At 37.0% G+C, this 13,216-nt stretch carries 11 protein-coding genes; 5 read left to right on the top strand and 6 right to left on the bottom strand.

Annotation, left to right across the window (positions count from 1 at the left end; translation table 11 throughout):
* Positions 1-15: 15 nt before the first annotated feature.
* Positions 16-546: a hypothetical protein gene (locus tag IW15_RS09745; protein WP_131368536.1), complete on the bottom strand. Its 531-nt coding sequence runs from the start codon at positions 544-546 to the stop codon at positions 16-18.
* A 1,342-nt stretch (positions 547-1,888) separates the two neighbouring features.
* Between IW15_RS09745 and IW15_RS09735 the strand changes: the two genes are divergently transcribed.
* From IW15_RS09735 to IW15_RS22760, 5 genes are all read left to right on the top strand, one after another.
* Complete coding sequence (locus IW15_RS09735) at positions 1,889-2,320, top strand: hypothetical protein (protein WP_228384336.1); 432 nt, start codon at positions 1,889-1,891, stop codon at positions 2,318-2,320.
* 6 nt (positions 2,321-2,326) lie between these two features.
* Positions 2,327-8,644, top strand: coding sequence for an RHS repeat-associated core domain-containing protein (locus tag IW15_RS09730; RefSeq protein ID WP_051881888.1), 6,318 nt, complete (start codon positions 2,327-2,329; stop codon positions 8,642-8,644).
* An 8-nt stretch (positions 8,645-8,652) separates the two neighbouring features.
* Positions 8,653-9,261, top strand: a complete 609-nt coding sequence (locus tag IW15_RS09725) for a DUF4304 domain-containing protein (protein WP_034710863.1) — start codon at positions 8,653-8,655, stop codon at positions 9,259-9,261.
* Between the two features lie 85 nt (positions 9,262-9,346).
* The gene (locus IW15_RS09720; RefSeq protein ID WP_034710862.1) at positions 9,347-9,946 is read left to right on the top strand and encodes a porin family protein; all 600 of its coding nucleotides are present in this window, start codon (positions 9,347-9,349) and stop codon (positions 9,944-9,946) included.
* Positions 9,947-10,144: 198 nt separating this feature from the next.
* On the top strand, positions 10,145-10,306 hold the full coding sequence (locus tag IW15_RS22760) for a hypothetical protein (protein WP_165585177.1): 162 nt from the start codon (positions 10,145-10,147) through the stop codon (positions 10,304-10,306).
* A 166-nt stretch (positions 10,307-10,472) separates the two neighbouring features.
* Here IW15_RS22760 and IW15_RS09715 read toward each other — a convergent pair whose 3' ends face one another.
* Genes IW15_RS09715 through IW15_RS09695 form a run of 5 tightly spaced genes read right to left on the bottom strand, consistent with a single transcriptional unit; the run spans position 10,473 to position 13,200 of the window.
* Positions 10,473-11,132 carry a DUF3164 family protein gene (locus IW15_RS09715; RefSeq protein ID WP_034710861.1) on the bottom strand — a complete coding sequence of 220 codons (660 nt, stop codon included), beginning with the start codon at positions 11,130-11,132 and terminating at the stop codon, positions 10,473-10,475.
* A gap of 11 nt (positions 11,133-11,143) precedes the next feature.
* Positions 11,144-11,341, bottom strand: coding sequence for a hypothetical protein (locus tag IW15_RS09710; protein ID WP_034710860.1), 198 nt, complete (start codon positions 11,339-11,341; stop codon positions 11,144-11,146).
* A gap of 2 nt (positions 11,342-11,343) precedes the next feature.
* Positions 11,344-11,643 carry a hypothetical protein gene (locus IW15_RS09705; RefSeq protein ID WP_034710859.1) on the bottom strand — a complete coding sequence of 100 codons (300 nt, stop codon included), beginning with the start codon at positions 11,641-11,643 and terminating at the stop codon, positions 11,344-11,346.
* 7 nt (positions 11,644-11,650) lie between these two features.
* Positions 11,651-12,277, bottom strand: coding sequence for an ATP-binding protein (locus IW15_RS09700; protein WP_034710858.1), 627 nt, complete (start codon positions 12,275-12,277; stop codon positions 11,651-11,653).
* Positions 12,277-13,200: an AAA family ATPase gene (locus IW15_RS09695; RefSeq protein WP_034710857.1), complete on the bottom strand. Its 924-nt coding sequence runs from the start codon at positions 13,198-13,200 to the stop codon at positions 12,277-12,279. The genes IW15_RS09700 and IW15_RS09695 overlap by 1 nt, the downstream gene beginning before the upstream one ends.
* Positions 13,201-13,216: the final 16 nt, after the last annotated feature.

Genomic DNA, 13,216 nt, shown 5'->3' with positions numbered 1-13,216 from the left:
TACTGGTTTTAAAAATTATTTATAATAGTCTTTTGCCGTAGTTACTACTATTTTTGACTGTCCATTAGTCCCCACTGACAACGAAGCCACATCAGATAAAAAACGTGTGGTAACTGTTTCCCCCGGCTTGGTGTCTTTAAAATTTAATGCACGGCTCCAAAAATTGATATAAAATTTGATAATATTTTCAGAGTCTCCCCAAATTTCCATCTTTGTAATAATAGGATATTTGTAACTAGGTGCCTTCTTATAACTTTCTTTAAAATAGATTAGCGATTGTTTCTCATTTCCAGATATTATACTTTTTAAATATCTTCTTTCCCAAAATTTCTCATTATGTAAATTAGCTTTATACTTATCATCATATATAAAACCCATTCGGGTTAAAAGCCCTTCATAACCAAGCCCTCCTTTATTTGAGGTGTCAACGTTTGTCATTAACCATTCAAAATCATTTCCGGCTGCGGCATAGATATCGTCATCCATTAATGATGTTTGAGAAAAGCATATGAAAGGAAATAATAAAAGGAATAGGAATTTTTTCATAATTAAAGATTTTTGTAGTGTCCGGTTCTTCTTATGATCAGCCAAATGGTCTCTCTTTCTAGTGGAAGATATTCGTCTGTTAACAAGTCTAAAGCGTAATCACTGTCATAATGTTTTGTGTCAGTATAAAAAGCGAAGCGTTTGCGAATACGATCGTTTCGCTTAATGATTTTGTCCTGTTTTGTTTGTTTTACTTCTGCCATAATACAAAAATAAAAAGTATTCTCATTGTGTGCAAGTTGGCGTTACCTATGTTCAATGAGTTCAATCATATAAAGTTACAGACAATTTAAAAAACACAATTGTGAATTACCGTAAAAATACGGTGATTTATATTCAAAAATAATTATTATTTTTGACCCATAATTTTAACGATAACACAAGCGTAAGCTATCGATTTGGACAAAGAAAACTGCGAATCTTCTAATGTATCCAAAAAAGATAGACTTACGCCCGTGCTCTAATAGGGCGTGGGCTGAGTCTTTCTGGATACAGGGTTCTTCGCAGTACCTCTTTGTCGGATTGTATTCAGTACCGCGCCTTTTGCATTCTATAATGTGATGGGTCTTGTCACTGAATTAAAATAGCTTATTTATTTTTTTGATATATCAAGTTTCATGGTTATGAAGTTTTGAAGTGTTTGGTGTGCCCCCTAATAAGGGGGAAATGGCAGAACTACCCAGTCAAGAATGATGAAAAAATGTCCGTATGGCTGACGGGTGGTTCTCCATTTTATCTTCACATGATAAATTTTATATGCCTAATCATAATGCTATAAAAAATAACTTAAGTTATTGTTATTCCGTATAACCCCCCTTGATAATATGGGTTTTTTACGGATTGCAGAAAAAATGAATAGGACTTAAGTTTACAAAAACATTGTAATGAGAAAAAAGAAATTATGTAACTCACGATACTTAATATCTTTACGTATGCACGATAAGATATTTTAACTTATTTCTTTCGTGTAGGGCTTTAAAAGCCTTAAGGTTTCAAAACTAACTGTACCAACTCCTGATTTTTTAATCAGCAAATATCACCATTTCTAAAAATAAAAGATATGTAACATTCTATCATTCGGGATATCCGTATCCTGTCGTCAAAAAAACGTGCCAATAGGCATTCTTTTTCCCTTTATTGGGACAACCAAATCTAATTTTAATATCAAAAACACATGGACCAAATTTATTGGGGTATACCTATTGAGTATACCACTCCGATCACCTTGATACGGAGGGCTCCTTTGCAAAAGGAGATAATATCATCAAAACAGGATTATACGATCCACCTATTCAATTTTTCACATGAGCACCAAGCTATTATAAGAAGGAAAAGCCTCCCCTTGTTATTTTTATTAATAGGATTTTGGGGATATTCCCAAACCGAAGTTTACTTTAAATATGACGAGGCAGGTAATCAAAGGTACCGGGGTCCCGATTCATTCGCTAAGCAGGCTTCTAACCAATCCAAAACCACTTTATTAGCAACTTCACAAGTGATGGATGAAAAAACATTTTGGAAACAGATCAGACTTTATCCTGTGCCCGTAAACGATGTTCTTACGATCGATTGGACTGAAGAGTCAGATAATCTTGTAGAATCCGTCTCGCTATATCAGCACAGTACGGCACACTGGAAATTCCAGCAACAGAATTTTCCAGGACTGAATCGTCAGATTAAAATTAATATGACAGGCTATGACTGGGGAGTATATGTGCTGCGTTTTACCTTAAAGGACGGACGAGTTTTCAGTAAAAACATCACAAAAAGATAATGCATCATGAAAAAGTATCACCATAAGAAAATACAATTTTTTTCATCCCTTATATTATCTTTTGTTTCTGTGTTTGGCTTTTCACAAACGACACCGAAATTTCACGATACTGAGGGCAATATTGAAGTCACACGGGGCGGAGAACTCCAGTTCTCATTACCCATCGACGTACCTCCGGGGATAAAAAGTGTAACTCCCAAAATTAATTTGGTTTACACAAGTGAATCTGGAAACGGCATTGCGGGATATGGATGGAGTATCTCCGGAATAACATCAATCAATAGAATTACGAAGAATTTAGAGACTGCCGAAGCTGTAAAGGGAATCCAACTGGACTACTCTGATTATTACAGTTTCAACGGGCAACGGTTGATTTTGAAATCCGGAGAATACGGCAGGGATGGAGCAGAATATGTGACGGAGAAATATTCCAATATCAAAATTAAATCGGTGGGATCCGTTATTGCTGCACAAGCCTGGCAAGGCCCGGATCACTGGGAAATTACTTTTGAGGATGGTTCCCAAGCCATATATGGCCAAGATTTGGCCGCAAAAACTTCACTTGAGTATAATATAAGCGAATGGAAAGATCCACAGGGAAACTATATTAGTTATAGTTATAGCATTGGAAATCAAATTACCATTCTGGATGCTATAAAATGGGGTGGAAATAAAAATCTAAATACGCCCCATATCAACGCAATTAAATTCAATTATACCGATAGGGATTTAAAAGAAGAATCTTATATCAAGGGAATTAAGTATTATCAAAGTAAAATTCTTTCTGAGATTAAGGTAACCACGAATAACAACCAATTCAAAAGATACAGTATAGGCTACACCAATAATGGAACAAGTTACCAGTTTGCTAATAAGATTACTGAGTACAATACCAATGATGAGCCGGCCAATGATGTTACTCTAAATTATCCAGCTATGGTAAGCTCTTCTTATGCAGAATATGCTGCCGAACCCGATCCTTTTGATAATGTAAAATTGGTAGGTGACTTTAATGGTGATTCTTATCTGGATTTCATAATGAATAACGGTACTATAAAGCTGGGGGCCTTCAATGAAACTTTTTCAAGCATTCCTACGGGTCAAGTGTTTGGCGCTAACGCTAAGGTGGCCAGCCCGCTAATAGATGAAGAAGGTCAGGTTTATAATGGTAATGGTGTTGTTGAATATAAAAACGGCAAAGTTTTAGGGTATATTTTTAGGAATAATGCTTTTGTAAAGGTATTTGAAAGAAATCTGAATATCCCCGGCTCCCCTTCAAATGATGACAGCTTCACTCTCGATGTTGGAGATATCAATGGTGATGGTATACCTGATCTTTTTATTAGAGATAATGCTCCCAACGGTTTCCAAACTGTATATCTGGTAGACCTTAAGTCTCCAAGTACACCATCTGGTTCTGTTGTTACAGCGATCAATGAGTTGTCATATCCTGATCAGAAATATACAGACATTGACGGAGACGGGAAAGTAGATATTATAAGTGTGTCGGGTTCTCAATATACCGTGTTTGAACTTGTTCCCTATGGTACTAACCAATATGAGAAGAAAATACGGTATTCCGGGAACCTGTTAGAAAATAAAGATCCTGAATTCCCAGTATTGTTTGGAGATTATAATGGCGATGGAAAACTTGATTTTAGCATTCCCATTACTGATTATGCCGTAGGAAAACCAGATGACTGGAGATTTTATATGGGAACAGATAACGGATTTGCTCCTTTCCTGAAAAAAGAATTTTTCACCTATAGAAAGTTTCAGAAAGAAATGACAGGTAATTATGCAAAATTTGCCAAACAATATTTCTTTTCTGTTACTGACATGAATAAAGATGGGAAATCTGATATAGTTCAGGTTTTCTCATACAATCAGATAAATCCTTTAAATGGAAATGGGTATAGAGATTTCGGATATATCGTAAGCGCTAAAATGGCCAACGGGTCTGAGTCTGACGGAACCCCAAATTTCACACCCAACTGGCTATTTCAAAGCCCAGTATATGGCACCCCGGATATGACAGACCTTACATTGTTTTCCCCTCTCACGAGTCCTATAAAATCAGGGAATAATTATTATAATGTCTTTTTATACTGGAAACAAAATCTAAAAAAAATAAAGGGTCCGACTCCGCTTTCCGAATTAGCCAGAGTGAGCTCAATTACCCAAGGTGGGGTCACCACTTCGGTAGACTATCAGGAGGTGATTCCCAATAATACCACTAATCCCAATTTTTACAATAAAGTAAAGAAAGAATTTTATCCTTATTATTCTTTAAGCAGAGTAGATCAGACCTATGCGGTATCACAGCTTCAGCAAGAAGGAAGGAAGCAGGACTTCCGCTACAGGGGACTGACTGGGACTTTACAAGGAAAAAGAGGGATTGGTTACCATCAGATCGCCCGTTCTTCATGGTATGCCAATGGATTTGAAAATACCAAAATCTGGTCGGGGTCAGAAATTGATCCTATTAATGAAGGACTTCCGGTAAAAGAATGGAGCATTAGAACGAACAATGAAAACAATATTTTCCCGTTAGATATTTCGGAGAACAATACCCAGCTATTAAGCTTTGAATCTGCCACATACAAGATAGATAAGCTGCTCAACGGGCAGGTAGTTGCATCTGTACCACAGGCATATAAAAGCAAAGTTGTTACTGCTGCTGTTCCTATAGCTACAAAAACAAAAGACTTTTTAACCGGAACTTTTACGCAGAAACTCACCACCTACGAAAACTATTATCTACCCTCCAAAACAGAAGTTAATACCAATTATGGGTATGGTGTCTCTACCACTGAGTTCGATTATGAGAACAATATAGGTGGTATAGGAGCAGATTACTATGTGGGAAGACCGGCAAACAAGCGTGAACAAATAGAGGCTTACGGTGACACTCAAAATAACTTTACGACATATGCCTATGAAAACAATCTTTTAAGTACCACTTCATTTTTTCCCGGATCTAATTCCGGCAATGCTATTGTAGAAAAATATTCTTATGATGGATTTGGAAATATTACAACAAAACAAACGACATCAGGATTCGATGGCAATTCAAAAACTGAGGTAGCTGAGTATGACCCACAGGGAAGATTTCTTGTTAAGAAAACGGATAACCTCGGGCTGCAAACTGGAATGACCTACAATACCTGGGGACAACTGCTAACCCAGACAGACCCTAATGGCAACACCATAACAAACACCTATGATGCATGGGGTAAGCTGTTGAGTGCTGCTTCCAGCCTGCTAGGCACTACTACCTATCAGTACGAAAAAGACAACCTGTATAATGTAACTCTTACCCGAAATGACTCCGATGGCGATGTCTCCAAGATTTTCACGAACAAACTGGGACAGGAATATAAAAGTTCTGCCAAAGCTTTTGGGCAGGGACAGTATGCATCTAAAGAAGTTCAGTATGATGTATTGGGCAGGAAAATTAAAGAATCGGAGCCCTATTTTGAAGGGCAGAGTGCCAGCCAGTGGAATACAATCACGTATGACGACAGCGTATTCCCTGCAAAAGTAAATGCCACAGCCTTTACCGGAAAGCAGACTGAGACTGTTGTTTCAGGTTTTACCACGACTCTAAAGGAAACAAATCCGGCAGACTATGGAAGAATAACCTCCCAGACGATGGACGCTTTAGGAAATACCATTTCATCTAAAGATAAAGGAGGAGAAGTGCAGTTCTCTTATAATGCGGCAGGCCAGCAGGTCAAAGCGCAGTATGAAGAAAATATTGTGACCACATTATATGATGAATGGGGAAATAAAGTACGGATGGAAGATCCTTCCAATGGAGTGTATGAGTACGAATACAAAGGCTATATGGGGACATTGTCCAAAATTATAAGCCCCAAGGGAGAAAAAAGATATGAGTATAATGCTCTGGGCCAGCTGATCTTCCAAGCTGAGAATTCTACAACTGGAAATGAAACTGAAAAAACAATAAACTTTTCTTATGACAATAATGGAAGGCTTATCCAGAAAATGGGAATCTCCAATGGGAAAAAATATAATAATACGAAAGGCTATGATCCTCAGGGAAGAGTTATTACCTCTACCCAGCAAACCCCTGAAGCTATCTTTTCCCACAAAAATGTAATTTATGACAACCAAGGAAGAGTAAGTTCTTATGAAAAAGAAATACAGTCTTCAGGGATAATAACGACAGTTTCTATTGAAAATCTTTATAACCCATGGAACGGTGAGCTCTATCAGGTGAAAGATCATAATTCAGGAAAAATTTTATGGGAACTTCAACAGACCAATGCCAGGGCTCAGGTACTGACATCACGACTGGGGAATACCGTGATAAATAATACCTATAATGATGCCACAGGGATGCTTCAGGAAATTAAGCATTTAACAGAGGGATCAATGCCTATGCTCAATATTCAGTATTCCTTTAATGCGATCAGAAATGAATTGAATTTTAGGAAAAACGTACTCTTTAACATAACTGAATCTTTTGATTATGATGATAATAACCGTCTGGTAAACTGGACCGACCCTGTAACAGGAATAAAACCACCTGTCAACAGAAATATCTATGATATCAAAGGAAGAATTATGGAAAATGATCAGGTAGGGGTTATTAAATATGATGATGCCAGCAAGATCTACCAACCTACCGGAATGACCCTAAATGCGGCAGGAACGCAGAACTACAATAATGATCTAATCCAGTCTGTTAATTACAATGAAAATAATGATCCTGTATTCATCGACGGTGAAAAAGGAGATGCCAGCTTCGAGTACGGGTTAACTGCCATGAGACAGAGAGCTACATATGGAGGGAATTTCAGCAGCGGAAGTGACGGAAAATTCACAAAATTATACAGTGAAGAAGGAACCTTTGAAGTAGTGAAAAACAATGCCACAGGCCAAGAAAAGCATATTATTTATATCGGGGATTCTCCATATGAATCTGATATTGTATATTTGAAAGACTTTACAGAAGCTACTGGTTCTTACAGGTTTTTGCATAAGGATTATTTAGGAAGTATTCTGGCTATTACTTCTGATAAGGGCAAGCCTATCGAGCGGAGGCATTACGATGCGTGGGGCAATTTGACGCACTTTCAGAAAACCAACGGGGCTATTGTAACAGATAAAAATATAATCAATAGTACGCTGCTATTAATAGACCGTGGATATACGGGTCATGAGTATTTTTCGGAAATAGGGATCATCCATATGAACGGAAGGCTCTACGATCCACTGCTCAGAAGGTTTTTAAATGCTGATGAGAACCTCCAAGCACCATTTAATACCCAAATTTACAACAGGTATGGGTATGTGATGAATAATCCGCTAATGTATAATGATCCGAACGGGGAGTTTTTCTGGATTGTTGCAGGAGCTGTTATAGGAGCCTATGTTACAGGTGTAAAAGCGAACGGATCATATAACCCTGCTAAATGGAACTGGGGAGCCACTTGGGGCAAAATTGCAATGGGTGGAGCCATTGGAGCATTTACCGGAGGTGTAGGTGCTGCTGTAGGTGCTTCTGCCGCCACCGCGGCAGCCGCTGCGGGAATACAAGGCGGTGTTTTAGGCGGGGCGATTGCCGGAGCGGCCGGAGGAGCCGCCGCTGGGGCAATCAACGGATTTGCAACCTCTGTAATGTTTGGTGAAGATGTAGTAGAAGGAACATTGGTAGGTGGCTTGTCAGGAGCAGTAGTGGGAGGTGTTGCAGGTGGAGTCGTTGGAGGAATTCAACAGGTTGCGGCCAATGTAAAAGCAGCTGCCACAGGCGCTCCACAAGGAACGATTTTAAAAAATGCGCCTATCCAAGCAGGAAGAAGTCAATGGACGCTGAACAATACTCCGAAAACGACCACTGTTGGGGTAACAGCGCCAAAGCCACAGATAGGGAATCTTATAATTGGAGATGTTAATGGTGGATATGCTGATGAAGTTATTGGTTACCAGCTTGCCGATGAAGGAGCAACCACAATACCAATCTATAAGGAAACACCTAAATTCAGCTATCAAGGTGAGTCTACGTTCACTAAATCATTAGTTCAATCTAATAGAGATGCTGGAAATGCCTTTAGAGATGAACTAGCCGCATCATTAAAAGCAGAAGGTAGAACTGTATCTACTGAAGTATACAAAAAAACGCCATATGGCAAACGTTTTATGGATATAGAAGTTAGAAATTCTGATGGAGAGGTTTTAGGTGGAATTGAAACTAAAGTTGGTAGTTCACGCTATCATACATTACAAAGATTGAAGGATGATTGGCTCAGAAACAATGGATACCCAGTACAAGTTGTTAGAAAAGCCACTAAATAATAAATATTATGGACATTTTAAAAGAAATTATAAAATCTATTACGCCATTTCTCAAGGAAAAAGGTTATAGTAAAAAAGGGAATAGTTTTCACTTAAAGTCAGATAACAATTTTGGAATTATAAATTTTCAAAAAAGCCAAGATGGTAATAAAGATGAAGTAAAACTCACAATTAATTTTGGTGTATATTCAGATCTTTTAGGAAAAGTTGTAGATTTTGATTATGATAATTCAAAAGTACCGGATGTATGGTCATCCCAATGGCAAGCTAGGATTGGAGATTTTCTGCCTGATGGTCATGATTTTTGGTGGAAGATTCAACCAGAAGGTAATTTATGTGAGATTATTTCAAATATAATAGATCTTATCCAAAATATTATTTTACCTGAAATTGATAAGCGCTTAACAGATGAAGGTCTTATGAAGAGTTTGATAAAAGGAGATTTTACTAGATCAACAGCTGTCGAAACATTTAAATATTTGACCATATTTTTGAAAGCTAAAGGAGATATTGAAGCCTTGAATGAAGTTGTTGAAAAATTTATGCAACAACCAGACGGTAAGAAATATCATAATATAGTTAAAGAACATTTGGAGGAAATAGAATACAGTAATTAAGTACTTAGCGATAGCACATTGATTTTTTCAATGTGCTATCCCTTTTTTTCTTATTTAAACTATTAAAAATTATAAAACCCATCTTATGAAAAAACAATTACTAAGCTTATGCATAGTCATCGGAACTATGACGTTTGCACAATCTACAGACGGACCAAGATTTGGCATTAAAGTCGGAGGTAACCTTTCTAGTATATCGGGAGGTGATACCAAATCTAAAGTCGGATTTTATGCCGGAGGATTTGTTAATGTCCCAATTTCTGACGCATTCAGTATTCAGCCTGAGGTGGTGTATAGCCAACAAGGAGCAAAAGCAAAAGGTGATTATGAATTGGCCACTTATGCAATAAAGAACATGCAGCAAAACCTTAGTTACATAAATATTCCTTTAATGGTGCAATACAATGCCACTCCTGAATTTTATCTGGAAGCAGGCCCCGAATTTGGGCTCCTTGTCAATGCCCAAGTGAAAGGTGATATTAATGGTCAAACTAATAAAGCAAATAATAAAGATTCATTAAAAAACTTTAATTTTGGAGCGGGGATTGGGCTAGGATACAGATTTACACAAAACATAGGAGTCAATGCTCGTTATATTGCCGGTATAACTGATACTTTAAAGTATGGACTGGGAGAAAATTCAAAAAACACTAATTTCCAATTAGGTATTAATTATCTTTTTTAGGTTCAGTGACCACAACATAGCTGTTAAAATTGACAACTTTTTTGAATGGACGAATTTATTACCCCAGATGTATAACTGGAGTTGCCTGAAAATTTAGGCAGCTCCTTTTAATTTCATGCAAAATATAAAAAGAATTTTTTATATTTGCTCTGATAGTTAGCAATATAACATTTTTAATATCAAAATCATCAGTTAGAAATGAAAACAGCAGTATATTTCAATCAAGCAAAAAAAGAAACTTACGAATTGGGAGGGATCACAAATATTCAACAGGCATACGATTTATATAAATTTGTTTGCAGTAGAAACAACTGGAACCCATCAATGTTTACTTATGATGTGATTGTAAGATTAAAATAAGAACATTCCGGATAAAAGTATAAAAAAAGAACTCCCTTATTAGTTTGAACTAATAAGGGAGTTTAATTTAAATCAACCATTATTTTTGTATTTAATTTATGGTATTTTTCATTTTGATAAATTCGGAATATTTCCGATAATAATAAACGTTAAAAATGTAGTACAATTACAGAGCCGAAAAATTAAGTTCTATTCGTTCAAATCTACCCTCAGGATTTTGTTTTTCGAAGTCGTATTGGTAACCCTTCAGAAAATTACTGTAACTCTGTTTTAAGAGCCTTAAACCCTCTTTCCATCTTGAGTCCTCGAAACGGGCTTCGTGGCTTAATAAATTCATTACACTGGCATAGTCCAGGTCACCCTTTTTGTTTTTAACTAAAAACCCGATCAACATTTCAAATAAATCTTTGTCGCGTTTTTTAACGGTATCATATAAAAATGAGTGGATCAATTCTAAAGCCTTTGTACTTCTTTCGTCCCATGTTGGCTGTGTATCCCTGCGGCGTTTAATTCTTATGGTTTTATCACTGTGCATTAGAGAAAATCCGCCTTTTGAGTTGCTTCGGATTTTTCCGTACTCATTTAATTTCTCCTGATGCTTTTCCATTTTGTCATGGGTAAGCTGCTTTAGTAAATTGGATTTATTTTCAATTTCCATCGCCAGTGCAATAAGTTCTCCCATATCGGTGTCGCGTTCCGCCTCATAAGCGCGTCTTTCTCTTTCCAGCTGGGCAGCTTCTAATTTTTTCTTGTGATTTGAAACGGCTTCTATTTCTCCCACCGTCAATTCGTTAATTGGTTTTCCCAAAAGGTCATCGATATTCATAATGTGTATTTTTAATTTTTTTGGATTAGGCTTTCTACTTTTTCTTTTTTACCATCTTTCTTGCCATCCCTATAACCATCATCACGGGATTTTTTTAATTCCCCAGACAGAAGTTCTATATTTTTTCGGTGCGCTTCTATTTGCATGGATATGGTATTGGCATTACTATAATTTTTTAAAATTTCGTCTAATATTTCTGTTACTTCCATTGTTAAAATTTTAGTTTGTTTAATTCCTCTTTATATTCCGGGAAATAGTTCAGATAATTTTCATTCTCCACCCACATATCCAGCTCAGGATCATGAAAATATTGAAATCGGTCTTCTCCGTAATGCATCACCGGTGGTTCCCAGCTTTCGTTGATTACCCACTCATACGCTGCCAGAATTTTTGGAGTTGTTGAGTTAAATATGCCTTCTCTGTACAAATGGATTCTTACCCGCTCGCCCCAGTCTAAAAACCTGACGAGACTGTCCAGTTGTAGAATTTTTAATAATATATCGTTGTTCATTTTAATTCTAATTTTTGTTATTTTCCGTTCCCCAATAAAGATTTGCTTTTTCTTCATTGATCATCAATGTTCCTCCGGGACATCTGCCGGAGATAATGGCTTTTAAGCCTTCCGCCTGTATAATGATTTTTGCCAGTTTCCTCCAAGTTGTTCCCAAAGCATTGTCCGGTAATCCTTTGGCCTCGTGACAAACCATTATAATTAATTTATTAGCGTGATTTTGCTTAAGTTCTGCAATCATCTTTCGGGTGATTTCGTCCCTGTAAACCGTTGAATTATCTATGAAGATAATTTTAGCGCATTTACGGGAGCTAAAACGAGCCTGAAGTTGTTCCCATGGCTCGTAATTCATAATGTTGAAATTTTTGTTTTTATCTGATATACCCGCAAATTTCATAGCGGCAATAATATCCTTTGATAATCCTTCTTCTGCGGATATATAAAGTACTTTTCCAAATGTGGTAAGGTATTTAGCCAGCATCATGGCAAAAGTTGATTTACCGTTCTTTTCTCCTCCTCCTAAGTACCAAAAACCGGTGATTTCCGGTTTTCCAAAAGCCTGAAGCCAAAGACCAGTAAATTCAAACAGTTTAAACACAATGGAAAACGCTTGTTTTACTGATAACGCTTTCATTATTTCCTTACTTTAACAATAGTTTTTAAATACCTCAGTGATTTTATTCTTCCGTCCTGCTGTCCTTGTGTGCTTTTGTATGGGGAGTCTACTTTCACCATACATCTTTTAACGATTTGGTTAACCTCTTTTTTATTTTCGAGATTAACAAAGGCCACATCCCCAAACAGCTTTACATAAAACTCTTTCCTTTCTTCAGGATTCCGGGGAACCAATGTCACAAAATCATCAGAAAAACGGCTGAATATTTCGGCAAAACCTACTTTGTGATTATTGATCCCTTTGGTAATCTTTGATCGTAAACCATCCGCACCAATCATAAACCATGCACAATTACCTTCTGTGGCATTGATAATTCCTTTAAGTTCCAAATAGGCATTATATTCCAAATCTCCGGCTTCATCAATGCAGATAAAAGGGTTTTCTAAAATGTTGATCGCATATTTTACGTTTTCCAGTACATCATAATATTTTCCGGTTGTATCACACCCCAAGACGGTGGCAAGTTGACGGATCAGTCGTATTTTAGTCTGAGATTGTGAGGCATCCAGATAAAAAGCATTTTTCATTTTACTGATTATAATTTTCGCGCAGAATGTTTTTCCGATACCACAGTCATCAACTAATATCATTGAGGTTTGATTTTGCTGGCAGAAATTGAAGTTGTCTTCCATTTCAATATAAACTTCTGTAATGGCTGCTTTCCACTCACTTTTATAGGTGCTCACCTGAAATTTACGGCCTATGTTGAGCCATTGCCCCGTAGAAATAACTTTTTCAATTTCTCCGTTTTCAATTTTGTTGTAAACCGATCCGTCAATGCCTAATGATCTTGCATAAGCAATATCGGAACCTCCGAAATTTTCTCTACCGCTAAGCATTGCGGTCCGTATATTTTCTTTTAATTCTTTTGTAATTTCCATCTTTTTGTATTGTGTT

This window comes from Chryseobacterium soli (assembly GCF_000737705.1).
Lineage (GTDB): Bacteria > Bacteroidota > Bacteroidia > Flavobacteriales > Weeksellaceae > Chryseobacterium > Chryseobacterium soli.
Note: the sequence above shows the minus strand (reverse complement) of the source record. Positions and strands in the feature narration are given on the sequence as shown.